Raw genomic sequence first — 24,639 nt, forward strand, 5'->3', positions numbered from 1 at the left:
CGACGCACCGCGGGGGCCGGTCCGTTCGGCACGGACCGGCCCCCGCGGGGAGAGCGCGGCTTCCCGGGCTCGGGAAGCCATCGCCGCAAGTGAGGTCGGTTACTGCATGACCGCCATGGCGAGCGCCCGGCGGGCACGCCGTGAGGCGCGCTCCGCCCTACGCTGCATCCGGCGGGCGGCCACCAGGCGCACGGCCTGGCGTTCCCGCTCCGCTTCGTGCAGTCGCTCGCGCATATGCGCACGTGCCATGGCTTCTGGGATGAGTTGCATCTCTCGGGTCCTGTTCTGACGCGAGTCCGTCGCGCCGGAGGTGGTGACGTCTGGGGTCGCGGAGCCCGCGGGCTCGTAAGTGGACGGCTTCATCGGGGCCTGCTTCTGGGGGTCGTGCGTGACGGGGCGGTCGATCGTTCCTGCGGTGTTCATGCTGTGACCGGGTTCTTGCGCGGGCGGCCACGCGGCCGCTTCCGGGCGACGACGACACCCTGCACGAACAGCTCGCCACCCCAGACGCCCCAGGGCTCACGCCGCTCCTTGGCGCCGGCGAGGCAGGCCTCGATCAGCGGGCAGGTGCGGCAGAGGGACTTGGCGTACTCGACGTCGGCCGGCGACTCGGCGAAGAAGACCTCCGGGTCGTAGGAGCGGCAGGGGACGGGTACGCCGAGGCTCTCGATGGCGTCGTCGAGCGCGGTGAGCGCGGTGAGCGGGGTCAAGGCGGAGTCCTCCGTGGAGCAGGGCTTGGGGATCTTTTGCGAAGGCGGTACGGACGGGGCGTGCGCTTCGAGTTGCACGGTTCGTCTTCCTCGTCTGGTCGTTCCGGCCTGTTGGCCGGGGGGCGGCTGGTACCGGGTTCTTTTCTTGTCCCGAGGCTCCTTCGGTCCGTCGTCCCTGGTCGGGGACAAACAGAAGGGCCGCGGATCCCGGATGGGGTTCCGCGGCCCTGAAGGCGCCGGCCTGATCGGCGATCAGGCTGGATCACTCCAGGGTTCTGGCCCACGGAAGGCCCACATCAGGTGGTGCTGCGTCGTCTGCTTCCGGAATCCGGCACCGGTCGCCGTAAAGGCATAGGCCTGCGCCTGTGCCGCTACTGCCGCTTCCAGTGCCTCGGTCGGTCGCTCATTGCGCTCGCGGACAGGAAGGCCCGCGGGAGCAAGGAAGGAGGACGCCGGACGCGCGGCACGAATGCCGGACAGACCGGTGCCCAGGTTGGAAACGCCGAGCATGCACGCGGAGACGGCCGAGCGATCGGTCATTTTCACGGTGCTGATGAAGCCGGTGTTGATGCTGATCACTGGACTCGCCTCCTCTCGGCGTCTCGGGGGACCGGGTGAACCAGTCCGACGGATATGAAGTACAGCACGGAATCAGGGCCTCCGAGAAGGCCGCTGCTCTCGTGCCTAAGAACCTATGGGGATTGCCGGGGCATGCGCAAACTATTTTTTCGACGAGTTCGCGTCAGGCCTGACCGGTGCCCCTTTCGCCGTATTGGCCTGCACAGATGGCCAGTACGTCGGCCCCGTAGCGGGTGAGCTTGCGCATGCCGACGCCCGGGATGCGCGCCAGCTCGTGCTCGCCCTCGGGCGCGGTCTCGGCGATCGCCATCAGCGTCCTGTCGGTGAAGACGCAAAAGGCGGGCTGACCACTGCTTCGCGCCTGGTCGGCGCGCCACTCGCGCAGGCGCTCGTAAAGGCCCTCGTTCATGTCGGAGGGGCAGTCGTCGCACCGCATCAGCTTCATCTCGCCCGCGTCGGTGAGGGTGCGGCCGCAGACCCGGCAGCGGGCGGGGACGCGCTGGACCCTTCTCGGGGCGGAATCCCTGCTTCCGGGGATTCCGCGCTCGATTCCGCCCGCTCCGCCGGCGGTGGGGCGGCCCGCGGTAGCCGTCGAACCGGGGCGCAGTCCATCGAGGAAGCGGCTGGGGCGGCGGTTGGGCCGGCCGCCGGGGGAACGGGAGAGGGACCAGGAGACATGGAGGCGTTCCCGGGCGCGGGTCACACCGACGTACAGCAGGCGGCGCTCCTCCTCGACCTGTTCGTCGGTCCTGGCATAGGAGATCGGCATCATGCCCTCGGCGACGCCCACCAGGAAGACGACGTCCCACTCCAGGCCCTTGGCGGAGTGCAGGGAGGCCAGGGTGACGCCCTGCACGGTGGGGGCGTGCTGGGCGTTCGCCCGTTCGTCGAGCTCGGCGACGAGGTGGGCCAGGGTGGCACCGGGGTGCGCGGCGGCGAAGTCCTGTGCGAGGTTCACCAGGGCGGCCAGGGACTCCCAGCGCTCACGCACGGCTCCGGAGCCGGCCGGGGGCCGCGGCGTCCAGCCCTCTCCCGACAGCACGGCACGCACCTGGGAGGGCAGGTCGACGGCGTCGTCCAGGAGTGAGTCGTTGCCGCCGAAGCGGGCCGCGCCGCGCAGGGCGACTCCCGCCTTGCGCACCTCGGGACGGTCGAAGAACCGCTCGGCGCCGCGCAGCTGGTAGGGCACCCCGGCGTCGGCGAGGGCCTGTTCATAGGTCTCGGACTGCGCGTTCGTGCGGAACAGGACGGCGATCTCGGCCGCCGGAACGCCCGAGTCGATGAGCTCGCGGATGCGGCGGGCCGCGCCCTCGGCCTCGGCGGGCTCGTCGGTGTACTCCGTGTAGAGCGGTTCGGGCCCGGGGGCGCGCTGGGAGACGAGCTCCAGGCGGTGGTCGGCGGCCCGGCCCCTGGCCTGGGCGAGCAGACCGTTGGCGAGGTGCACGACCTGTGGGGTGGAGCGGTAGTCGCGGACCAGTTTGACGACGGTGGCCCCGGGATGCCGGGTCCGGAAATCGAGCAGGTGGTCCGGGGTGGCTCCGGTGAACGAGTAGATCGTCTGGCTGGCGTCGCCGACCACGCACAGGTTGTCCCGCTCGCCCAGCCACAGCTCCAGCAGGCGCTGCTGGAGAGGGCTCACGTCCTGGTACTCGTCGACCACGAAGTGCTGGTACTGGGCACGGACCTGCTCGGCGATGTCGTGCCGGTCCTGGAGGACGGCCACGGTCAGCAGCAGCACGTCCTCGAAGTCGATGACGGACCGCTCACGCTTGACGTCCTCGTAGGCGGCGTAGAGCTGGGCGATCTCGGCGGGGTCGCGGGGGGTCTCACGGCCGGCCTTGGCGGCGGCGGCCGCGTAGTCGGCGGGGACGGTCTGGGTGACCTTGGACCACTCGATCTCGGCGGTGACGTCCCGCAGCTCGCCCCGGTCGAGCCGGATGCGACAGGCCGCGGCCGCGTCGGCGACGAGCTGGACCTTGCGGTCGACGAGCCGGGGCATGGAGCCGCCGATCGCTTTCGGCCAGAAGTACTGGAGCTGGCGCAGGGCCGCGGAGTGGAACGTACGCGCCTGGACGCCGGCCGCCCCGAGCTGGCGCAGCCTGCCCCGCATCTCGCCGGCGGCACGGTTGGTGAAGGTGACGGCGAGCACGCTGGAGGGCTGGAGAATGCCGGCGCGCACCCCGTAGGCGATGCGGTGGGTGATCGCCCGGGTCTTGCCCGTGCCGGCGCCCGCCAGGACGCACACCGGGCCGTTCAGGGCGGTCGCCACCTCGCGCTGCTCGGGGTCGAGCCCCTCGAGCACCGCGTCGGCGGAGTCCGGTACCTGCGGGAACAGGGTGGAGTGCGTTGCTGCTGTCACATGGCCATGCTGCCAGGTCGCGCGAAACGGCTGTGCCGGTTGTCCACAGGCGGGCACTGATAGTCGTACTGATGCGGCAGGCGTCACGCCCAACGGGGTACGCGAGCGGGGAATGGTGGACCTTTCACATACGTTCCACGAAGGCGACCAACCGTCCCCGAGCCGTTGAAGGAGCCTCAGAGACATGCTGGGCACTGTGACGATGTACAGCACCACGTGGTGCGGCTACTGCCGCCGGCTGAAGAGCCAGATGGACCGCGAGGGCATCGCGTACACCGAGATCAACATCGAGCAGGACCCGGAGTCCGCCGCGTTCGTGGAGAAGGCGAATGGCGGAAACCAGACGGTGCCCACCGTCCTGTTCCCGGACGGCTCGACCCTCACCAACCCGTCGCTGGCTCAGGTGAAGCAGAAGATCGGCGCGTAGTCGCCGCGCGGTGGTGCGGGGAAGGCGGCTCCTGAGGCAGCTCAGGAGCCGCCTTCGTGTGATGTGCCCCACGGCGTCGGACCTCCCCCCGGGCCGGCCACGGGGGTGGCCGACCGTCAGGCGACGCTTCTCGTCGGAAGCGGCTTGCCGTACCAGAGCTCGATCAGGCGGGCCGCGATGGAGATCCCGTAGGGCGGGAGCACCTCGCCGGACTCGAAGGCGGCGCGCAGCTCGTCGCGGGAGAACCAGCGGGCCTCGTGGATCTCGTCGCCGTCGACCTCGATCTCCGTCGAGGTGGCGCGGGCCATGAAGCCCAGCATGAGGCTGGACGGGAACGGCCAGGGCTGGCTGGCGACGTACTCGACCTGGCCGACCGTGACGCCGACCTCCTCGTGGACCTCGCGGCGCACCGACTGCTCGATGGACTCGCCGGGCTCGACGAAACCGGCGAGCGTCGAGAAGCGGCCCTCGGGCCAGTGGACCTGGCGGCCGAGCAGGATGCGGTCCTCCTCGTCGGTCACGGCCATGATCACGGCGGGGTCGGTGCGCGGGTAGTGCTCCGCGCCGCAGGCCGGGCAGCGGCGGATGTGGCCGGCCGCGGCGATGACCGTGCGTTCGCCGCAGCGGGAGCAGAAGCGGTGCGTGCGCTGCCAGTTCTCCAGGCCGACGGCGTGCACCATCAGGCCCACGTCACGGGCCGACAGCAGCAGCCCCGCCTCGCGCAGGCCCGCCGGGCGCGCGGACTGGTCGATGCGCCCGGGCAGGGAGTCCTTCTGCAGGGCGAAGTAGCTGACGCCGTCCTCGTCTGTGCCGAGGAAGTAGCGGTGCGCCTCGGTGAGGGGAGCCTCGAAGGAGGCGGTCATGACGAGTTCGGTACGCCCGTCCGCCGTCTCGTCGATGAGGACCTGGCCGCCGGAGACCACGAAGCAGCGCGTGGTGGGGTGGCTCCATGCCGCCGCGAGCCAGGCCTCGTCGAGCCGGTGGTGGGCGGCCCGGTCGATGCCGCTCGGGGCGGTGAGCGAGATGGGTCGGTCGGCGTTGTGGTCGGTCCAGGTGGTCACGGGTGCTTCCAACTCCCCGGTGGGACGGTCGGGTTCGGCGGGCTGATCAGCGGGACGTACGGCGGGAGGTGACCGGTTCCGGTGGTGGTCGGCGGTGCGGGGCGGTCCCCCCAGTGTGCCCCGCGCGCTGCCGGTCCGGACGGCTCGGTGCGCTCAGGGCGCATGACGGCAGTGTTCGGCGAGGTCGCCCCAGAGGTACGCGGTGGTCTCGACGCCTTTCAGGAGGAGGTCGAGTTCCACTTTCTCGTTCGGGGCGTGCCAGCCGTCCGACGGGACGGAGATGCCGAGGAAGAGGACCGGCGCTCCGAGGACGTCCTGGAGGTCCGCCGCCGGTCCGGAGCCGCCCTCGCGGGTGAAGCGGACCGGTTTCTCGAAGGCCCGGCCCATGGCGCGGACCACCGACTGGAGGGCCGGGTGGTCCAGCGGTGTGAGGCACGGGCGCGTGGCGCCGCTGAAGGTGATCTCGGAGCGGATCCCGGCGGGTACCTGTTGCTCGGCCCAGACGCGGACGGCCTTCTCCACGTGGTCGGCGTCCTGGCCCGCCACCAGCCGGAAGGACAGCTTCACCATCGCGGAGGACGGGACGATCGTCTTGCTGCCGGGGCCCTGGTAGCCGCCGCCGATGCCGTTGACCTCCGCGGTGGGGCGGGCCCAGACGCGTTCGAGGGTGGTGTAGCCGGCCTCTCCGTGGGTGGCGTGGGACTTGGCCGCGCGCAGCCATCGCGGCTCGTCGAAGGGGAGTTCGGCGAAGAGTTCGCGCTCGCGGTCGCTGAGTTCGATCACGCCGTCGTAGAAGCCCGGGATCGCCACGCGCGCGTGCTCGTCGTGGAGGGCGGCGACCAGGCGGGCCGCGGCGGTCGCCGGGTTGGGGACCGCGCCGCCGAAGGAGCCGGAGTGGATGTCCTGGTCGGGGCCGTACAGGCGTATCTCGCACTCGGCGAGGCCTCGCATGCCCGTGCACACCGTGGGGGTGTCCTCGGACCACATGCCGGTGTCGGAGACGATCACGGCGTCGGCGGTGAGCCGCTCGGCGTGCTGCTCGACCAGCGTCCGGAAGTGCGGTGAGCCGGACTCCTCCTCGCCCTCGATCAGCAGCTTGAGGTGCACGGCCGGAGTGCTGCGGCCGGTGGCGGCGAGGTGGGCGCGGACGCCGAGGGTGTGGAGGAAGACCTGGCCCTTGTCGTCGGCCGCCCCGCGCGCGTAGAGGCGGTTCCCGCGCACCACGGGCTCGAAGGGCTCGCTGTCCCAGCCGTCCTCCCGGGCGGCGGGCTGCACGTCGTGGTGGCCGTAGACGAGCACGGTGGGCGCCTGCGGGTCGTCGGAGGGCCACTCGGCGTAGACGGCGGGCGCGCCCGGGGTCTGCCAGACCTCTGCCGTCGGGAACCCGGTCTCCTTCAGTTCGGCGGCGAGCCAGTCGGCGCTGCGTCGTACGTCGGGCGCGTGGTCCGGCTGGGCCGAGACCGACGGGATGCGCAGCCATGCGGCGAGGTCGTCGAGGAAGGCGGCGCGATGCTGCTGGATGTACGTACGGACGACGCTGTCCGGGGTCTGGCTCATGGTCACGAGCCTATCGGCCCGCACTGACGTCCTCGAACGTGCGGTTCGTCACCGGCCTCCGCCGCGGACGGCTCCTCCAGGAGCAGCCGCTCCAGGGCGGCGCGGTCCGGCAGGTCGACGGGGTGTACGACCTCCCCGCTGCGCACGTACAGGAACGCGGCGGTGACCGACTCCGGGGGCACGCCCTGCTGCTCGGCCCACGCCAGGCGGTAGACGGCGAGCTGGAGCGGGTCGGCGGTGCGGGAGCGGTTGGTCTTCCAGTCGACGATCTCGTACCTGGCGTCCTCCCCGTCGCCCTCCTTGTAGACGGCGTCGATGCGGCCCCGGACGACGCGGCCGGCGATGGGGAACTGGAAGGGGGCCTCCACGCGGTAGGGCGTGCGGTGCGCGTACTCGGTGCGCTCGAAGGCGGCCTTGAGTGCTTCCAGGTCCCGCTCGTCGGCGATCTCGGCTTCGCTGCCGGGCAGTTCCTCGGGCTCGAGCATGGGCAGCGTGAGTTCTTCGAAGCGGGCCTCGACCCAGGCGTGGAAGCGGGTGCCGCGGCGTGCGGCGGGCTGGGGCGGGCGGGGCATGGGGCGTGCCAGCTCCTGCGCGAGGCCGTCCGGGTCGGCGGCCAGGCGCAGCAGCTGGGATGCCGTGAGCGAGGCCGGGAGGCGGACTTCCGTGATGTTGTCGCGGGCGCGCTGGAGCTCTCCGGTGAGGGCCTCGAGGTCACGGTCCCAGGAGGCGATGGTGCGGGTCTCTTCCGGGGTGAGGCGTGGGTGGTCACTCGGGTGTGCGGGCTGCGGTGGGGCCGCCTGGTGGGGAATGGCCGGGCGGTCCGCGGGCCGGGCCTTCCGGTCCGCCGGGGCTTCTCCGAGGGGGTGCTCGTCGAAGGGGGCGTCGCTGAAGGCGTCGTCGAAGGGATCCTCGTCGAACGGGTCCGGTTCGTGGTACGCGGGCTCGTCGTCCTCGGGTGGCGGGGGCCATTCCGGGTCGTCGAAGACGTCCGGGTCGTGCACGGCCGCGGTGTGCCCGTCCTCGTGGGTGGCGAGGTCCTCCAGGTGTGCCAGGACGGTTTCGGCTGCCGCGCGGCGGCGGGCCAGGGCCGCCTCGTCCAGGGGCAGGGGCCACACCTGGTCGGCGGTGGCCTGGTGCAGGGCCGGGTTCTCCTCGTCGTCGGCGGGTTCGTCCGCCCAGGCCTCGATCTCGCCGTACCCGGCCTCGCAGTGTTCGTAGAGGGCCTGGAGGAACGCGGACGGGCCTCGGCGTTTCTTCTGGGTGGGGCCCCACCAGTGGCCGGAGCCGAGGAGGAGGGAGCGGGGGCGGGTGAAGGTGACGTAGCCGAGGCGGAGTTCCTCGGTGTGCTGGTGCTCCTTCATGGCCTCGTGGAAGGCTTTCAGGCCCCTGGGGTCCCAGGACACGACGTCGGGGAGGGTGGCGGCGTCGCCGCGCAGTTCGTGCGGCAGGACCTTGCCCTGGGAGGTCCACTTCTCGCGGCCCTGACTGCTGGGGAAGGTGCCGGTGACCAGGCCGGGGACGACCACGACGTCCCATTCCAGGCCCTTGGACTTGTGGGCGGTGAGCACCTTGACGGTGTTCTCGCCGCCGGGGAGGGCGTTGTCGAGGCCCTTCTCGTACTGGGCGGCGGTGCGCAGGAAGCCGAGGAAGGCGAGCAGCGTCGCCTCGTTGTCGCCGGCGGCGAAGGAGGCGGCGATGTCCAGGAAGTTGGACAGGGTCTCGCGGCGGCGGGCGGCCAGGGCGTGCGGGGACGCCGACAGCTCGACCTCCAGGCCGGTGACGGCGAGGACGCGGTGCAGGACGTCCATCAGCGGGTCGGACAGGGAGCGGCGCAGTTCGCGCAGTTCGGTGGCGAGGCGGGCGAAGCGTACGCGGGCCTCGGGTGAGAAGGGCAGTCCGTCGTCGTTCCCGTGGCCGTCCAGGGGCGTCTCCAGGAACGTGTCGAGGGCGTCGGCGAGGGAGATCACCTCGGAGGGGTCGGTGCCCTCGACGGCCTCGGCGAGGCGGCGGTCGGGGTCGTCGTCGCCCTCCACGCGCGCGTGGGACACGAGGAGCCGGGCGCGCCGCCCCAGGAGGGCGAGGTCGCGCGGGCCGATGCGCCAGCGGGGGCCGGTCAGCAGGCGGACCAGGGAGGCGTTGGCGCCGGGGTCCTGGAGGACCTCGCAGACGGCGACGAGGTCGGCGATCTCGGGCAGGTGCAGCAGTCCGGAGAGGCCGACGACCTCGACCGGGATGTCCCGGGCGACCAGGGCGCCCTGGATCTCGGCGAAGTCGGTCGCGGTGCGGCACAGGACAGCGATCTCGCCGGGGGCCGTTCCGGTGCGGACGAGGTGGGCGACGGAGTCGGCGGCCCAGTCGATCTCCTCGGCGTGGGTGCGCAGCAGGGCGCAGCGCACGAGGCCGTCGCGTTCGGCGCCGGGGGCGGGGCGGAGGGCTTCCACGCCCGCGTGCAGGGCGCGCAGGGGCTCCGCGAGGCCGTTGGCGAGGTCCAGGAGGCGGCCGCCGCTGCGGCGGTTCTCGCTGAGGGCCTGGCGGGTCGCGAGGCGGCCGTCGGCGTGGGCGAAGTGCTCGGGGAAGTCGTCGAGGTTGGCGACGGAGGCGCCGCGCCAGCCGTAGATGGCCTGGCAGGGGTCGCCGACGGCGGTGACCGGGTGGCCGGTGCCCTCGCCGAACAGGCCCGCCAGGAGGACGCGTTGGGCGACCGAGGTGTCCTGGTACTCGTCGAGCAGGACCACCCGGAACTCCTCGCGCAGGAGACGGCCCACTTCGGGGACCCGGGCGAGCCGGGCCGACAGGGCGATCTGGTCGCCGAAGTCGAGCAGGTCCCGCTCGCGCTTGGCGGCCCGGTACCGGGTCACCAGCTCCGCCAGTTCGCGGCGGGCGGCGGCCGCCTCGGGGACCTTGCGCAGGTCGGCGTTGGTGAGCCTGGCGTCGCGCAGGGTCAGCAGCAGCTCGGCGTCGTACGCGCGCAGCGTCTCGGGGCGTACGAGGTGCTCGGCGAGTTCGGCGTCGAGGGCGAGGAGGTCGCCGACCAGATCCGGGAAGGAACGGGTCAGGGCCGGGTAGGGCCCGGGGGACTCGCGCAGCACGCGCGCGGCGAGCTGGAAGCGGGTGGCATCGGCGAGCAGCCGGGACGTGGGCTCGAGACCGATGCGCAGGCCGTGGTCGGCGAGCAGACGGCCCGCGAAGGCGTGGTAGGTGGAGATCACCGGCTCGCCGGGCGGGTTGTCCGGGTCGATGGCGTCCGGGTCGGTGACGCCGGCCTTGATCAGCGCCTTGCGGACGCGCTCGGCGAGCTCGGCGGCGGCCTTGTTGGTGAAGGTGAGGCCTAGCACCTGCTCAGGGGCGACCTGGCCGGTGCCGACCAGCCACACCACGCGTGCCGCCATCACGGTCGTCTTGCCGGAACCGGCTCCGGCGACGATCACCTGCGGGGCGGGCGGCGCGGTGATGCAGGCCGTCTGCTCCGGGGTGAAGGGGATGCCGAGGAGTTCCTTGAGCTGTTCGGGGTCGGTGATACGGGCGGGCACGTCGAAGAGGCTAGTGGCGGCCACTGACACCGGTGGCCGGATCGGGCCGTCGGGCGGAGGAAGCGCAGGTCAGCGAGGGTGGTGCGATAGATCACTCCACCACGTGGCGTCCTTCCTGGCGTGCGCTGCAGGAGGCGCGGAACGCGCAGTGCGTGCAGTGCTGGCCGGCGGTCGGCGTGAAGCGTTCGTCGAGGACCTTGCCCGCGGCGGTGGCCAGCAGCTCGCCGACCCATTCCCCTTCCAGCGGCTCCTGGGCCTGCACCTTGGGCAGGGTGTCGCCGCCGTCGCGCTTCGCCGCGCCCTGTCGGAGGTGGACGAGTTCGGCGCCGCCCGGCTCGGGACGCACGCCGTCGAAGACCTCGTCGACGGCGCCCTCCCGGACGGCCAGCTGGTAGACGGCGAGCTGAGGGTGGCGCTCCACCTCCTTGCCGGTGGGGGCCTGCTTGCCGGTCTTGAAGTCGACGACGTAGGCGCGGCCGTCGCCGTCCGCCTCGACGCGGTCCATCTGGCCGCGGATGCGCACCTGGTAGTCGCCCGCTTCGAGGGTGACGTCGAAGTCGTGCTCGCTGGCCACCGGGGTCCGCCCGGTGCGGTCCGTGACGTGCCACTGGAGGAACCGTTCGAGCGCCGCGCGCGCGTTGGCCTTCTCCTGTTCCGACTTCCAGGGCGCGTCGAAGGCGAGGGCGTTCCACACGGAGTCGAGTCGTTCCATGAGGACGGTGAGGTCGGCCGGGGTGCGCCCGGAGGCGACCTCGTCGGCGAGGACGTGCACCACGTTGCCGAAGCCCTGTGCGGCGGTCGCGGGGGCGTCGGCCTTCACCTCGCGGCCCAGGAACCACTGCAGGGCGCAGGTGTTGGCGAGCTGGTCGAGGGCGCTGCCGGAGAGCACGACGGGCTGGTCCCGGTCGCGCAACGGCACCTTGGACTCGGTGGGCTCGAACATGCCCCACCAGCGGTAGGGGTGTGCGGACGGCACCAGGGGGCGGCCGTCCTCGTCGGCGAGGGCGGCGAGCCGGGCCAGGCGACGGGCGGCGGCTTCCCGCAGTGCGTCGGAGACGCGCGGATCGACCGTGGTGGCCCGCAGTTCGGCGACGAGCGCCACGACGGACAGCGGGCGGCGCGGGCGTCCCGTGACGTCCCGGGGTTCGACGCCGAGTTCGGTCAGGAAGCGGGAGGGCTGGTCGCCGTCGTCCGCGGGGGCCTTGACCGCGGTGACGACGAGACGTTCACGCGCACGGGTGGCGGCGACGTAGAACAGGCGGCGTTCCTCGGCGAGCAGCGCGCCGGGGGTGAGGGGTTCGGCGAGTCCGTCGCGGCCGATGCGGTCGGCCTCCAGGAGGGATCCTCGGCGGCGCAGGTCCGGCCACAGGCCCTCCTGGACGCCCGCGACGACCACGAGGCGCCATTCCAGGCCCTTGGAGCGGTGCGCGGTCATCAGGCGGACGGCGTCGGGGCGTACGGTGCGCCGCGTGAGGGTGTCGGCGGCGATGTCCTCGGCCTCGATCTCCGCCAGGAAGTTCAGGGTGCCCCGGCCGCCGGTTCGTTCCTCGGCGCGGGCTGCGGTCGCGAACAGCGCACAGACGGCGTCCAGGTCGCGGTCGGCGTTGCGGCCGGCCGCGCCGCCCCGGCGGGCGGCCCGCTCCAGCCGCGTGGGCCACGGCGTGCCCTCCCACAGGTCCCACAGCGCCTCCTCGGCCGTGCCGCCGTCCGCCAGGCGCTCACGGGCCTTGCGCAGCAGCGCGCCCAGGCGCTGGGCGCCCCGCGCGTACGTGGGGTCGTGCACGGCGAGGCGTTCCGGTTCGGCGAGGGCCTGGGCGAGCAGGACGTCGGAGGGCGGGGGCAGCGGGTTGCCCGCGGCTCGCTCCTCGTCCCGCAGGGCGCGGCCGAGGCGGCGCAGGTCGGCCGCGTCCATGCCGGCGAGCGGGGAGGTGAGGAGGGTGAGGGCGGTCTCGGTGTCGAGCCAGCAGGCGGTCGGCTCCGCGTCAGGGGGGCCGTCGGACGCCGTGTCCCGCTCGGGAGCCCCGGCGGCCTCCGCCAGGGCCACCGCCCGTAGCGCCGTCAGCAGCGGTGCCACCGCCGGTTCGTGGCGCAGCGGCACGTCGTCGCCGTCCACGTCCACGGGGACGCCGGCTGCCGTGAGGGCGCGGCGGGCCGCCGGGACGGTGCGGGAGCCGGCGCGTACCAGGACGGCCATCTCGCTCCAGGGGACGCCGTCCTCCAGGTGGGCCCTGCGGAGGATGTCGGCGATGTTGTCCAGCTCTGTCCCGGGCGTCGGGTACGTGTACACCTCGACCCGGCCGCCGTCCCGGACGGGGGCGAGTTCGCGATGGGCGCGGACCTTCTCGGCGGGCAGGCGGGTCAGTGGCATGCGCTGGGTCAGCAGGCGGGTGGCGGCCAGCAGCGCGGCCCCGGAGCGGCGGGACGTCCGCAGTACCGCCACGGGGGCCGGGCGGCCGTCCGCGCGCGGGAAGGCGTGCGGGAAGTCCAGAATGCCGTTCACGTCCGCGCCGCGGAACGCGTAGATCGACTGGTCGGGGTCACCGAAGGCGACGAGGGTGCGGCCGCCGCCGACCAGGGCGTGCAGCAGTCGTACCTGGGCGGGATCGGTGTCCTGGTACTCGTCGACGTAGACGGCGTCGTACCGGGCGGCGAGCCACGCGGCGACATCGGGCCGGCCGGCGAGGAGCACCGCGCGGTGGACGAGTTCCGCGTAGTCGATCACGCCTTGGAGGTCGAGCACGTGGAGGTACTCGGCGAGGAAGGCGGCCGCGGCGCGCCAGTCGGGGCGTCCCGTGCGGCGGGCGAAGGCGTCCAGGGCGTCGGGGCCGAGGCCGAGTTCACGGGTGCGGGCGAGGACCGCGCGGACCTCGTCGGCGAAACCGCGCGTGGTCAGGCAGGCGCGCAGCTCGTCCGGCCAGCGGACGTGTGCGAGTCCGAGCCGTTCCAGGCCGGCCTGGCCGGCGAGCAGTTCGCGCACCGAGACGTCCTGCTCGGGGCCGGACAGCAGCCGCAGCGGCTCGACGAAGAGGTCGCTGTCCTGGTGGGCGCGGACCAGGGCGTAGCAGAACGAGTGGAACGTGGTCGCCCGGGGAGCGCGGGCCGCCCCGGTCCGCAGGGCCATGCGGTCGCGCAGTTCGACGGCCGCCCTGCGGCTGAACGTGAGCACCAGGACACGCTCGGGGTCCCCGCCGCGGGCGATGCGCTCGGCAACGGACTCGACGAGCGTGGTGGTCTTGCCGGTGCCCGGGCCGGCGAGGACGAGAAGCGGACCGGCCGCGTGGTCAACCACGGAGCGCTGCGAGGCGTCCAGAAGAGGGGGGTCCGGTCGGGCAGGAGGGGTACGCACCAGTCGGTAAGCGCCGCGACTCCCCCGCCGCACCCGGGGGTGCGACAGGTCGCTGGTGGAAGAAGAGGAGCTCACGTGGTTCGCCGGTCCTGGTGGAAGTGCTGGTTGGCGGGCCACCGCGCGTTGCGGGCGGTGACCGCGGGGTGACGGGGACGCTCGCGGCCGACGCTACGCCGACGAATGAGGCGGAAGCAGGGCTTCCTCTTCTTCCCGCCAGTCACTCGTGGCACTCGCGGCAGTCATGGCACGCAGGTCCCTCATCACACGAACGTACGTCATGCCGTCGGTGTGCCCCGATTCCCCCGTCCGGATCACGGGTCACACGAGAGGGCCTCCGATGGCGGAAGCTGTCAGGTGTGACCCTCCGCGCGTCCGCCGCCGTCCCAGCGCGCCCGTCTCATGTCGAGGCGCGGCAGATGGCCCTGGGCGGCCCGGCTCGCCTCCTTCAGGGGCGTGCCCTCCTCCCGGTAGTGGCCGAGTGCCCGCTGTTCGTGCCCCGGGAGCAGGACGCCGTCCGCGCGGACGACACGCCACCACGGGACCGCTCCTCCGTAGAGAGCCATCACACGGCCGACCTGCCGCGGTCCGCCCTCCTCGAGCCACTCGGCGACGTCCCCGTATGTCATGACCCGACCCGGCGGAATCCGCTCGGCGACGTCCAGGACCCGCTCGGCGTACACGGGCAGGGCTTCCGCGCTCTCGTCCTCGCACCCGCCCCCCTCAGGGCTGTCCTCGCTCATCCGTCCCATCCTGCCCCACCCCACCGACAACGGGACGCGCGCACTCCGGAGCGTTTCCCTCGCCCGGAGGCAGCGCGTCGGGCAGACTGTCCGCCCCCGCATGTGCACCCTGATGCCCCCGCGTGTCGGTGCGGCATGCCACCATCGTGCGGGCGGTGACCGGTGATACGAGACCAAGAAGAGACGATGAAGCAGCAGGGTGCGGACCCCGACGACACGGAGGGCACCTCTGACGCCTCGTCGCGCCCGGACGCCCCGGACGACGGCCTGAAGACGGGCGGACAGGAAGCCCGGGCGGTCACCGGGTCCCCCGACACGGCGCACGTCGACGAGGTGGAGGGCGACGAACCGCTGCTCGCCGCGCGCGTGCACCGGCCGTCCGACCTGATGCGGCTCCTGGTGGGTGTGCTCGCCGTCGCGTTGCTGATCGGGATCGCCGCGTTCGCGCACGGCACCACCTCCGGCCTCGAGCAGGACATCAACAAGGGCACCGGCCAGGCGCCCGACCTGCTCATCAAGATCGCGGGTCTGGCCTCCAGCATCGCGATCCTGCTGGTGCCGGTCGCCTTCGCCATCGAGCGGCTGATCAAACGAGACGGACTGCGGATCGCCGACGGCGTGCTCGCGGCCGTCCTGGCGCACGGCGTGACACTCGCCACCGACCTGTGGGTCGCCCGGGCCGCCCCCGACTCGATCCAGGAGGCGCTCACCCAGCCCTCCCCCGGCGACATCAACGCCCTGACCGATCCCGTGCACGGCTATCTGGCGCCGGTCATCGCGTATATGACAGCCGTCGGCATGTCGCGGCGGCCCCGATGGCGCGCGGTGCTGTGGGTCGTGCTGCTCCTCGACGCCTTCTCGATGCTCGTCACCGGGTACACGACTCCCTTCTCGATCATCCTCACCGTGCTGATCGGCTGGACCGTGGCCTACGGCACGCTGTACGCGGTCGGCTCGCCCAATGTCCGGCCCACCGGGCAGACCCTGATGGCGGGCCTGCGGACCGTCGGTTTCCGCCCGGTCAGCGCGTCCCGCGAGGACACCTCGGACAACCCGGACACCGGCGACCGGGGCCGCCGCTATTTCGTCACGCTCGAGGACGGCCCACCGCTGGACGTGACGGTGGTCGACCGGGAGCAGCAGGCCCAGGGCTTCTTCTACCGCGCCTGGCGCAACCTGACCCTGCGCGGCTTCGCCACCCGCAGCAGCCTCCAGTCGCTGCGGCAGGCCCTGGAGCAGGAGGCGCTGCTGGCGTACGCGGCCATCGCGGCCGGTGCCAACGCACCCAAGCTGATCGCCACCTCCGAACTGGGACCCGACGCGGTGATGCTCGTCTACGAGCACAGCGGCGGGCGCACCCTCGACACGGTGCCGGACGAGGAGATCACCGACGACCTGCTGCGCGACACCTGGAACCAGGTGAAGGCCCTGCAGTCCCGGCGCATCGCGCACCGCAGGCTGGTGGGCGACGCGATCCTGGTGGATCGTTCCGGCACGGTGATCCTCACCGACCTGCGCGTCGGGGAGATCGCGGCCGGTGACTTGCTGCTGCGCATGGACATCTCACAGCTGCTGGTGACGCTGGGCCTCCGGGTGGGCGCCGAGCGGGCGGTCGCCTCGGCGGTGGGTGTACTAGGCCCCGACGCGGTGGCGGACTGTCTGCCGATGCTCCAGCCCATCGCGCTCAGCCGCTCCACCCGCGCGACGCTGCGCAAACTGGCCCGGGAGCGGGCACAGCGCGAGCGCGAGGCGGTCCTGGAGGCATCGCGCCAGGACAAGCAGGCCCGCCTGGAGGCCTCCGACGACACCGCGCCCGTGCCGGAGAAACCCGACAAGAAGGCCGTACGGGCGGAGCAGCGGGCGGAGAAGCGGGCCATCGACGAGGCTCTGGAAGAGGCTCGCGAGGAGGACCTGCTCGCGCAGATCCGGCACGAGGTGCTGCTGATCAGGCCGCAGGCACCGGTCGAGCCGGCCCGGCTGGAGCGGGTACGGCCGCGCACACTGATCAGTTTCATCGCGGGCGCGATCGGCGCGTACTTCCTGCTGACGCAGCTCACGCACATCGAGTTCGGACCGCTCATCGCGAACGCCGAGTGGGGCTGGGTCGCCGCGGCGGTGCTGTTCTCGATGGGCAGCTACTTCGCGGCGGCGATGGCTCTGCTGGGGTTCGTGCCCGAGCGGGTGCCGTTCCTGCGGACCGTGGCGGCGCAGGTCGCCGGGTCGTTCGTGAAGATCGTGGCCCCGGCGGCGGTGGGCGGCGTCGCCCTCAACACGCGCTTCCTGCAGCGCGCCGGCGTGCGGCCGGGGCTCGCGGTGGCGAGCGTCGGGGCGTCGCAGCTGTTCGGGCTCGGCTGTCACATCCTGATGCTGCTGGCGTTCGGCTATCTGACCGGCACCGAGAAGACGCCGTCGCTGTCGCCGTCCCGGACGGTCATCGCCGGCCTGCTGACGGTGGCGGTGCTCGTCCTCGTGGTGACGTCGGTGCCGTTCCTGCGGAAGTTCGTCGTCACGCGGGTGCGGTCGCTGTTCGCGGGTGTCGTGCCGCGCATGCTGGACGTGCTGCAGCGGCCGCAGAAGCTGGTCACCGGCATCGGCGGCATGCTGCTGCTCACCGCCTGCTTCGTGATGTGCCTGGACGCGTCGATCCGCGCGTTCGGCGACGAGTCCACCTCGATCAGCCTCGCCAGCGTCGCCGTCGTCTTCCTCGCGGGCAACGCCCTGGGGTCCGCCGCGCCGACGCCCGGTGGTGTGGGCGCGGTCGAGGCGACCCTGACGGTCGGCCTGATCGCCGTCGGGCTGCCGAAGGAAGTGGCGGCACCGGCGGTGCTGCTGTTCCGGCTGCTGACACTGTGGCTGCCGGTGCTGCCGGGCTGGCTGGCCTTCAACCAGCTGACTCGCAAGCAGGCCCTCTGACAGGGCTTGCCCGCGGACGCCGTGCAAACCCGAGGAGCAGGGCTCCAGCAACATCAGCCCCTCTTACCTCGTACGGCACGCGTCCCGCGCGTGGGGCCCCGCGCCGCCGCAGGATGGAACCATGCCAAGGCTCCCTCGGCTGCGTGCCGCCGCCCTGACCGCCACCGCCGTGCTGCTGTCCAGCGTGCTGGCGGGCTGCGGTGACGACGGCGCCGAGGGCGAGGACCTCACGCGGCAGGAGCTGAGCTGGGAGGCCTGCCCGGAACCGGACGACGCCCAGGGCGGAGGAACCACGCCCTCGCCACTGCCGGACGGCGACGAGTGGCAGTGCGCCACCATGAAGGCCCCCCTCGACTGGAAGGACCCCAAGGGCGACACGATCGACCTGGAACTCATCCGGGCCGGGGCCAGCGGCGACAGGAGCGAACGCATCGGCTCGCTCATCTTCAACTTCGGCGGCCCCGGCGCCTCGGGCGTCAAGGCCCTGCCCGGCTTCGGGGAGGGCTTCGAAACCCTGCGCACCCGCTACGACCTGGTCAGCTTCGACCCGCGCGGCGTCGGCCGCAGCGACCCGGTGCTCTGCGCGAACGACCAGCAGCTCGACGCGTACTTCCAGCAGGACGCCACCCCCGACGACACCGCCGAACGCACCGAACTGCTCGACAGCACCAAGGAATTCAACGACGCCTGCGAGCGGAACTCCGAGCAGATCCTGCCGCATGTGCGCACCACCGACGCGGCCCGCGACCTGGACCTGATGCGCCAGGTCCTCGGCGACGACAAACTGCACTACTTCGGCTTCTCCTACGGCACCGAACTCGGCGGCGTCTACGCCCACCTGTTCCCCCAGCGGGTCGGCCGCGTCGTGTTCGACGCCGTCGTCGACCCCACCCGGAACCCCGAGCAGAGCTCGCTCGGGCAGGCCGAGGGCTTCCAGCTCGCGCTCGACAACTATGCCGAGGACTGTGTGTCGAAGTCCGGGGGGTGCCCCGTCGGCGACAGCGCGCAGGACGTGAAGGAGCGTATCGCCACCCTGCTGAAGGACCTCGACCGCAAGCCGATCCCGGGCGTCTTCCCGCGCGAACTGACCCAGAGCGCGGCGACCGGCGGCATCATCCAAGCGCTGTACTCGAAAGAGCTCTGGCAGTACCTCACCGAGGGCCTCCAGCAGGCGTACGACGGGGACGGCAGCATCCTGATGGCGCTCTCCGACACGAACAACGGACGCAGCGAGAACGGCGAGTACGACAACTCGGCCGCCGCCCACACCGCCATCAGCTGCGCCGACGCCAAGCCGCGCTACGACGCCGCCTACGTCGAGCGGAAGCTGCCGGAGTTCCGGGCCGCGTCACCGCTGTTCGGCGACTCGCTGGCGTGGGGCATGATCGGCTGCACCGACTGGGCCGTGGCGGGCGCCGCCGACCACCCGGACGTGAGCGCGCCGGGCGCGGCGCCGATCCTGGTCGTCGGCAACACCGGCGACCCGGCCACCCCGTACGAGGGCGCGCGGAAGATGGTGGAGGCACTGGGCAAGGGCGTCGGTGTCGAGCTGACGTACCGGGGGCAGGGGCACGGTGCCTACGACAGCAAGAACAAGTGCGTACAGGGCGCGGTGAACGGCTATCTGCTGGACGGGAAGGTGCCGAAGGCGGGGACCGTCTGCACCTGACCCCGTCGTGATCACGGCGAAGATGCAGGTCAGGTGGTTATCCACAGGCTGGAACGGTCGACGCGGGGATCTGCCTACCATGGCCTGACCGCCATCCGCGGCACGGTGCGGGCGGCTATGCGAAGGGGGGATGGACCCATGTCGCGTTTTCTACGGTGGACCGCTCTGGCGGCCGCCTCGGCACTCCTGGCCGCGGGGTGCAGCAGCGGTTCGCCCGACGACGACAAGAGCAACGGGCTCTCCTGGGGCCGCTGCGAGGCCACCTCCGACGCCCCCGCGCCGGGCAGCGACTGGCAGTGCGCGACGCTGAGGGTGCCGCTGGACTGGTCCGAACCGGACGGCGAGACGATCGGGCTGGCGCTGATCCGCGCCAAAGCCCGCGGCGACGACCGCCTCGGCTCGCTCCTGTTCAACTTCGGCGGCCCCGGCGCCTCGGGCGTGTCCATGATGCCGTCCCATGCCCCGACGGTCTCCAAGCTCCGTGAGCGGTACGACCTGGTGAGCTGGGACCCGCGCGGGGTGGGTGCCAGCGAAGGAGTGCGCTGCCGCGGCGACAAGGAGATCCAGGCGGCCGAGTCGGTGGACGTCACCCCCGACACACAGGCCGAGGAGAAGGCGTACTTCGAGGACGCCGCCGACTTCGGCGAGGGCTGCCGGAAGGACGCCGGAAAGCTGATGGCGCACGTCTCGACCGCGGACTCGGCGCGGGACATGGACCGCATCCGGCAGGTCCTCGGCGACGACAAGATGCACTACTTCGGCATCTCCTACGGCACGGAGCTGGGCGGCACCTACGCCCACCTGTTCCCCAAGCGTGTGGGGCGGATGACGCTCGACGCGGTCGTCGACCCCGGCGCCGACACCGTGGGCCATGCCCAGCACCAGGCCAGGGGCTTCCAGCGCGCGCTCGACGGCTACCTCGAATCCACCGGCCAGGACCCTCAGGAGGGCACGAGGAAGATCGCGGACCTGCTGCGCCGTATCGACTCCCGGCCTCTGCCGACGGGCGCGCCCGGGCGGAAGCTGACCCAGACCCTCGCGGTCACCGGCATCATCCTCCCGCTGTACAGCAAGGACAGCTGGCCGACGCTGACCAGCGCCCTCGACGCGGCCGAGCGGGGGGACGGCTCGGAGCTGCTGACCCTCGCCGACGGCTACAACGAACGCAGCCCGTCGGGGCAGTACGGCACGACGACCCATGCCCAACGGGTCATATCGTGCCTGGACGACAGGCAGCGGCCGACGGCGGCCGAGACGAAGAAGCTGCTGCCGGAGTTCGAGAGGATCTCCCCGGTCTTCGGGACGTACCTCGGCTGGGACACGGCCGGCTGGTGCCACGACTGGCCGGTGCCCGGACAGCACGACACCCCGGAGGTGAGCGCCCCCGGCGCGGCGCCGGTCCTGGTGGTCGGCAACACCGGCGACCCGGCGACCCCGTACGAGGGCGCGCGGAGGATGGCCGACGAGCTGGGCAAGGGCGTGGGTGTGATGCTCACCTGGCGGGGCCAGGGGCATGGCGCCTACGGCAGTGGAAGCGACTGTGTCGACTCCACCGTGGACGCGTACCTGCTGGACGGCTCGGTACCGAAGGACGGCAAGGTCTGCTCATGACGACGGCGGGGGCTCGGACACCCGCGGTGCCCGAAGCCCCCGCCGCTCGGAGAGGGGAGCCGGATGCGGCTCAGTAGACCGGCAAGTCAGGCGACACCTGGCCCCACCTGCAGGTTTCCTCCACCCTCACTCCCCCTGGGCCGTCGTGGGGCCGTCATCCGTGTCCGGGCCGTCGGCGAAGGCACGGTTCACTGCCTCTCGGGTCCGCTTCTCACTGCTGGGCATCAGGTGCGTGTACGTGCGCAGCGTGAAGCCTGGATCGTGATGGCCCAGGTACTCCGAGAGAGCCTTGACGCTCTCCCCTGCGTCCAGCAGGACGGACGCGTAGAAGTGCCTCTGCAGGCGGATGCGCTGCTCGGTGCCCACGAACGTGCCCGGGTCCATGGTCAGCGACGCAAGCCACCGTTCCGCATGCTGGCGAACCGTCGTGCTTTAACGGGAAGGTCCACAGACTGCCCGACTCGCCGGAAGCTTAAGGGGCCATGATCACTCGCCCCATGGCAGCTCCAGCCCAAAGCCGTTCCACCGACCTCGTGGATGTCTGTGCGTGGCCGCGTCGCCTCTCCTTTGGCATCACGCGGAGCGTAGTAATTGTTGCGGACGGTGATCAACGGAGGTGAACTGAGCTGGATGCACCGGATCCCAGCGAGCGCGGACGGAACCGCGCAGGTCGCGGTGCGCGAGGAGAGCGTGCGATGCGGATGATGATGAAGGCCCGCATGGACACCCAGATGTCGAATCAGGTGACGAAGGGCGGAGCGATGCCCGACTCCGTGAAGTCAGCCATCGATCGACTGAAGCCGGAGGCCGCCTACTTCACTCCTGAGGGCGGGCGTTCCATGATTCTCGTATTCGACATGCAGGACAGCTCAGAGTTGCCCTCCATCGCCGACCCGTTCTTCCAGGAGATGGGCGCGGAAGTCACATTTGAGCCGGTCATGAACCTCGACGAATTGCAGAGGGGCCTCGCTGCCCTGAAGTAGCTTCGCGACGAAGAGGCCGTCTCTTCCAGACTGGCGACGGCCGGGCGCAGAGTCTGGGCCGTCTCTGGGCCGTCCAAGGTCACCCGACGCCAACCGACAACGACAGAAGCCCACGGCATCTGAGCTGGTCAGAGCCGTGGGCTTCTTCTGTCCCACTGGTCAGCGGAAGGGCTGTTTCAGTAGACCGGCTTGTCCGGCTCGATCTGGTTGACCCAGCCGATCACGCCGCCGCCGACGTGGACCGCGTCCGAGAAGCCCGCGGACTTCAGGACCGCGAGGACTTCCGCACTGCGGACACCCGTCTTGCAGTGCAGGACGATCTTCTTGTCCTGCGGGAGGCTCTCCAGGGCGGTGCCCATGAGGAACTCGTTCTTCGGGATCAGGCGGGCGCCCGGGATGGAGACGATCTCGTACTCGTTCGGCTCGCGGACGTCGATGATGTCGATGCTCTCGCCGTCGTCGATCCACTCCTTGAGCTGCTTGGGAGTGATCGTGGAGTCGGCGGCCGCCGCCTGGGCCTCCTCGGAGACGACGCCGCAGAAGGCCTCGTAGTCGATGAGCTCGGTGACGGTCGGGTTCTCGCCGCAGACCGCGCAGTCCGGGTCCTTGCGGACCTTGACCTGGCGGTACTGCATCTCCAGGGCGTCGTAGATCATCAGTCGGCCGACCAGCGGCTCACCGATGCCGGCGAGCAGCTTGATGGCCTCGTTGACCTGGATGGAGCCGATGGACGCGCACAGCACGCCCAGCACGCCGCCCTCGGCGCAGGAGGGGACCATGCCGGGGGGCGGGGGCTCCGGGTACAGGCAGCGGTAGCAGGGGCCGTGCTCGGACCAGAAGACGGAGGCCTGGCCGTCGAAGCGGTAGATCGAACCCCATACGTACGGCTTGTTCAGCAGCACGCAGGCGTCGTTGACCAGGTAGCGGGTCGCGAAGTTGTCCGTGCCGTCGACGATCAGGTCGTACTGGCTGAAGATGTCCATCACGTTGTCGGCCTCGAGCCGCTCCTCGTGAAGGATCACGTTCACGTACGGGTTGATGCCCTTGACGCTGTCGCGGGCGGACTCGGCCTTGGGGCGGCCGATGTCGGACTGGCTGTGGATGATCTGGCGCTGCAGGTTCGACTCGTCGACCTCGTCGAACTCCACGATGCCGAGGGTGCCGACGCCCGCGGCGGCCAAGTACATCAGCGCCGGCGAGCCCAGGCCGCCGGCGCCCACACACAGCACCTTGGCGTTCTTCAGCCGCTTCTGCCCGTCCATCCCCACGTCGGGAATGATCAGGTGGCGGGAGTACCTGCGGACCTCGTCTACGGTGAGCTCGGCGGCCGGCTCGACCAGGGGTGGCAGCGACACGGGGACTCCGTTGGTCGGTCAATCACTACGGTTGTTCTCCCCGTAACACTGCCATGTGCTTTTTCATTCCGAGACACCCGTTCCGATCCGCGAGACGATTTCGTCCCAGTAGCCGGGCATGGTCTCCCAGGGGTCGGCGCGGCCACCGCAGTCCGTGCGGTCGGTGAGGTAGATCGTCGCCGCGCCCTGCCGGCGGGCGATGCCCAGCGCCTCGCCCAGGTGCGCACGGGGCACGCTGTGGACGAAGTGGCAGAAGCGCTCGGGCGGATGGTCGGCGGTCCACTCGGCCACCTGCGACCAGCGGTAGTCGTTCCACGGGCCGGCGAAGGTGACCAGCTGGTCGGCGAGCTCGACGTACCCGGGGTGCGGGTGGATGCCGTGGCCGAGGACGATGTGGGCGGCGTCCCGGATCACGCGGAGCGTGGCGACCGTGCGGCGCGCTTCGGGCAGCCCGGCGTGGTCCGCCGGGCAGCGGTCCAGGAGAAAGCCGTCGGCCTGGTACCAGTCGACGAAGCGGTGGGCGTCGGAGATCAGCTCCCCGAAGTTCCGGGTGCCGTACCGGGTGTCGAGGTGGCCGAGGACGCGGACACCCGCGTTGCGCAGGCGACCGGCCGCCTCCAGGCACTGAGGGTCGGGCCGGGCACCGGGGCCGTCGGCCACGTTGAGGACCACCCAGTGCAGCGGGGTGCCGGGGCGGGTGAGCTCGCCCCACTCGGTGGGGGCGAGGAGGGGATGGGCATAACCGGGGACGCCGACGCCGGGACGGAGTTCCGTGCCGGAGGTGCGTGGTCGTCTGCTGGTCAGATGCGGCATGCCGCCTCCATCCAGATGTCGGCCAGGGACTCCTCGAGGCCGATCCGGGGGCGCCAGCCGAGCCGGTCCCGGGCGGTGCGCACGTCGGCCTGCTGCCAGCTGCCGCAGCCGTCCGGGTACGGGTACGCGACCGGCAGCGTGTGGTCGGGGTCGGGGCGGGGGTGGCCGATGGCCGGACGCAGGACGCCGGGAGGGCCGTCGAGTTCGTGGAGGGCGCCGCCGTACCCGGCGACACGGGCGAGGACGGCGGCGGCGTCGCGCAGGCGCACGGCGCGGCCGGAGCCGATGTTGATGACGCCCTGCGCGGCGGAGAGCGAGGCGGCGTGGACGGCGCGAGCCACGTCCCGGACGTCGACGAAGTCGCGCTGGGCGCCGAGGCCGCCGAGTTTCAGCTCGCCGTCACCGGACTGCATGGCACGGCGCATGGCCTCGGCGAGGCGGCCCAGCGGGGAGCCGGCGGGGGTGCCGGGTCCGGCCGGTGAGAAGACACGCAGGACCACGGCGTCCAGACCGGATCCGAGGACCAGTTCGGTGGCGGCGAGTTTGCTGACGCCGTACGGCCCGCCGGGACGGGGCACGGCGTCCTCGGCCGTGGAGGACCCGGGCTGGCTGGGGCCGTACTCCGCGCTGCATCCGATCTGCACCAGACGGGCACCGCAGCCGCTGCGGCGCAGGGCCTCGCAGACGGTGGCCACGGCGACGGTGTTGTGGCGGGTGAGCTCACGGGCACCGCCGCGGGTGGCGCCGGCGCAGTTGACGACGACGCCCGGGTGGACCGCGTCGAGGAAGCGGGTGAGGGCTCCGGGGCTGCCGGACGCGAGGTCGAAGCGAACGTCGGCGTCGTCGCCGCGGCCGAGGGCGGTGAGCTGTACGGCCGGGTCGGCGAGCAGGCGGTCGGCGACGTAGCGCCCGATGTAACCGTTGGCTCCGATCAGCAGAACTCTCATCGCGCCGCTCCAGGAGTGGCCGGGGTTGCTGGACGGGTG

At 71.9% G+C, this 24,639-nt stretch carries 17 protein-coding genes and 1 pseudogene; 5 read left to right on the plus strand and 13 right to left on the minus strand.

Annotated elements, in window-relative coordinates; translation table 11 throughout:
- Positions 1-99: 99 nt before the first annotated feature.
- The 4 genes from IE97_RS0106010 to IE97_RS0106025 all read right to left on the minus strand — a co-directional run bounded on the left by IE97_RS0106010 (position 100) and on the right by IE97_RS0106025 (position 3,648).
- Positions 100-423 (minus strand): hypothetical protein, encoded by a 324-nt coding sequence (locus IE97_RS0106010; protein ID WP_030232377.1) that lies wholly within the window; start codon positions 421-423, stop codon positions 100-102.
- Complete coding sequence (locus IE97_RS0106015) at positions 420-788, minus strand: WhiB family transcriptional regulator (protein WP_030232380.1); 369 nt, start codon at positions 786-788, stop codon at positions 420-422. Before IE97_RS0106015 ends, IE97_RS0106010 begins: the two co-directional genes overlap by 4 nt.
- Positions 789-962: 174 nt before the next feature.
- On the minus strand, positions 963-1,289 hold the full coding sequence (locus IE97_RS0106020) for a hypothetical protein (protein WP_030232385.1): 327 nt from the start codon (positions 1,287-1,289) through the stop codon (positions 963-965).
- 163 nt (positions 1,290-1,452) lie between these two features.
- A complete protein-coding gene (locus IE97_RS0106025; protein WP_030232388.1) occupies positions 1,453-3,648 on the minus strand; it encodes an ATP-dependent DNA helicase UvrD2 in 2,196 nt (731 codons plus the stop codon).
- 184 nt (positions 3,649-3,832) lie between these two features.
- On the opposite strand from IE97_RS0106025, the gene IE97_RS0106030 reads away from it, so the two are divergent.
- Positions 3,833-4,075: a mycoredoxin gene (locus IE97_RS0106030; protein ID WP_003992805.1), complete on the plus strand. Its 243-nt coding sequence runs from the start codon at positions 3,833-3,835 to the stop codon at positions 4,073-4,075.
- Between the two features lie 116 nt (positions 4,076-4,191).
- Here the strand turns inward: IE97_RS0106030 and nudC are convergent, their stop codons facing one another.
- From nudC to IE97_RS0106055, 5 genes are all read right to left on the minus strand, one after another.
- Positions 4,192-5,136 (minus strand): NAD(+) diphosphatase, encoded by a 945-nt coding sequence (gene nudC / locus IE97_RS0106035; protein ID WP_030232394.1) that lies wholly within the window; start codon positions 5,134-5,136, stop codon positions 4,192-4,194.
- A 153-nt stretch (positions 5,137-5,289) separates the two neighbouring features.
- Positions 5,290-6,693, minus strand: a complete 1,404-nt coding sequence (locus tag IE97_RS0106040) for a dipeptidase (protein ID WP_030232398.1) — start codon at positions 6,691-6,693, stop codon at positions 5,290-5,292.
- A 2-nt stretch (positions 6,694-6,695) separates the two neighbouring features.
- Positions 6,696-10,223 carry an ATP-dependent DNA helicase gene (locus IE97_RS0106045; protein ID WP_030232401.1) on the minus strand — a complete coding sequence of 1,176 codons (3,528 nt, stop codon included), beginning with the start codon at positions 10,221-10,223 and terminating at the stop codon, positions 6,696-6,698.
- Between the two features lie 91 nt (positions 10,224-10,314).
- Complete coding sequence (locus IE97_RS0106050) at positions 10,315-13,644, minus strand: ATP-dependent helicase (RefSeq protein ID WP_078603102.1); 3,330 nt, start codon at positions 13,642-13,644, stop codon at positions 10,315-10,317.
- Between the two features lie 275 nt (positions 13,645-13,919).
- Positions 13,920-14,309, minus strand: coding sequence for an MGMT family protein (locus IE97_RS0106055; protein WP_030232409.1), 390 nt, complete (start codon positions 14,307-14,309; stop codon positions 13,920-13,922).
- A 186-nt stretch (positions 14,310-14,495) separates the two neighbouring features.
- On the opposite strand from IE97_RS0106055, the gene IE97_RS0106060 reads away from it, so the two are divergent.
- The 3 genes from IE97_RS0106060 (at position 14,496) to IE97_RS0106070 (ending at position 20,502) form a co-directional block, all read left to right on the plus strand.
- Complete coding sequence (locus IE97_RS0106060; RefSeq protein ID WP_030232413.1) at positions 14,496-17,222, plus strand: lysylphosphatidylglycerol synthase domain-containing protein; 2,727 nt, start codon at positions 14,496-14,498, stop codon at positions 17,220-17,222.
- A 121-nt stretch (positions 17,223-17,343) separates the two neighbouring features.
- Positions 17,344-18,891 (plus strand): alpha/beta hydrolase, encoded by a 1,548-nt coding sequence (locus IE97_RS0106065; RefSeq protein ID WP_030232417.1) that lies wholly within the window; start codon positions 17,344-17,346, stop codon positions 18,889-18,891.
- A gap of 138 nt (positions 18,892-19,029) precedes the next feature.
- The gene (locus tag IE97_RS0106070) at positions 19,030-20,502 is read left to right on the plus strand and encodes an alpha/beta hydrolase (protein WP_030232419.1); all 1,473 of its coding nucleotides are present in this window, start codon (positions 19,030-19,032) and stop codon (positions 20,500-20,502) included.
- Between the two features lie 126 nt (positions 20,503-20,628).
- Here the strand turns inward: IE97_RS0106070 and IE97_RS0106075 are convergent.
- A pseudogene (locus tag IE97_RS0106075) lies at positions 20,629-20,841 on the minus strand (site-specific integrase); the annotation flags it as partial.
- A 356-nt stretch (positions 20,842-21,197) separates the two neighbouring features.
- Between IE97_RS0106075 and IE97_RS0106080 the strand changes: the two are divergent.
- Complete coding sequence (locus tag IE97_RS0106080; protein ID WP_030232425.1) at positions 21,198-21,485, plus strand: DUF3303 family protein; 288 nt, start codon at positions 21,198-21,200, stop codon at positions 21,483-21,485.
- A gap of 176 nt (positions 21,486-21,661) precedes the next feature.
- On the opposite strand, the gene moeZ is transcribed toward IE97_RS0106080, so the two are convergent.
- From moeZ to IE97_RS0106095, 3 genes are all read right to left on the minus strand, one after another.
- Complete coding sequence (moeZ, locus tag IE97_RS0106085; protein ID WP_030232429.1) at positions 21,662-22,840, minus strand: adenylyltransferase/sulfurtransferase MoeZ; 1,179 nt, start codon at positions 22,838-22,840, stop codon at positions 21,662-21,664.
- A 63-nt stretch (positions 22,841-22,903) separates the two neighbouring features.
- Complete coding sequence (locus IE97_RS0106090) at positions 22,904-23,653, minus strand: spherulation-specific family 4 protein (RefSeq protein ID WP_030232433.1); 750 nt, start codon at positions 23,651-23,653, stop codon at positions 22,904-22,906.
- Positions 23,641-24,600 carry an NAD-dependent epimerase/dehydratase family protein gene (locus tag IE97_RS0106095; protein WP_030232437.1) on the minus strand — a complete coding sequence of 320 codons (960 nt, stop codon included), beginning with the start codon at positions 24,598-24,600 and terminating at the stop codon, positions 23,641-23,643. Before IE97_RS0106095 ends, IE97_RS0106090 begins: the two co-directional genes overlap by 13 nt.
- Positions 24,601-24,639: the final 39 nt, after the last annotated feature.

This window comes from Streptomyces sp. NRRL S-455 (assembly GCF_000717875.1).
Classification (GTDB): Bacteria; Actinomycetota; Actinomycetes; order Streptomycetales; family Streptomycetaceae; genus Streptomyces.

Coding starts and splice junctions, on each gene's coding strand:
- IE97_RS0106080 (WP_030232425.1), top strand. CDS start 21,198: ATGCGGATGATGATGAAGGCCCGCATGGACACCCAGATGTCGAATCAG.
- IE97_RS0106010 (WP_030232377.1), bottom strand. CDS start 423: ATGAACACCGCAGGAACGATCGACCGCCCCGTCACGCACGACCCCCAG.
- IE97_RS0106065 (WP_030232417.1), top strand. CDS start 17,344: ATGCCAAGGCTCCCTCGGCTGCGTGCCGCCGCCCTGACCGCCACCGCC.
- IE97_RS0106070 (WP_030232419.1), top strand. CDS start 19,030: ATGTCGCGTTTTCTACGGTGGACCGCTCTGGCGGCCGCCTCGGCACTC.
- IE97_RS0106095 (WP_030232437.1), bottom strand. CDS start 24,600: ATGAGAGTTCTGCTGATCGGAGCCAACGGTTACATCGGGCGCTACGTC.
- IE97_RS0106030 (WP_003992805.1), top strand. CDS start 3,833: ATGCTGGGCACTGTGACGATGTACAGCACCACGTGGTGCGGCTACTGC.
- IE97_RS0106060 (WP_030232413.1), top strand. CDS start 14,496: ATGAAGCAGCAGGGTGCGGACCCCGACGACACGGAGGGCACCTCTGAC.
- IE97_RS0106090 (WP_030232433.1), bottom strand. CDS start 23,653: ATGCCGCATCTGACCAGCAGACGACCACGCACCTCCGGCACGGAACTC.
- IE97_RS0106040 (WP_030232398.1), bottom strand. CDS start 6,693: ATGAGCCAGACCCCGGACAGCGTCGTCCGTACGTACATCCAGCAGCAT.
- IE97_RS0106055 (WP_030232409.1), bottom strand. CDS start 14,309: ATGAGCGAGGACAGCCCTGAGGGGGGCGGGTGCGAGGACGAGAGCGCG.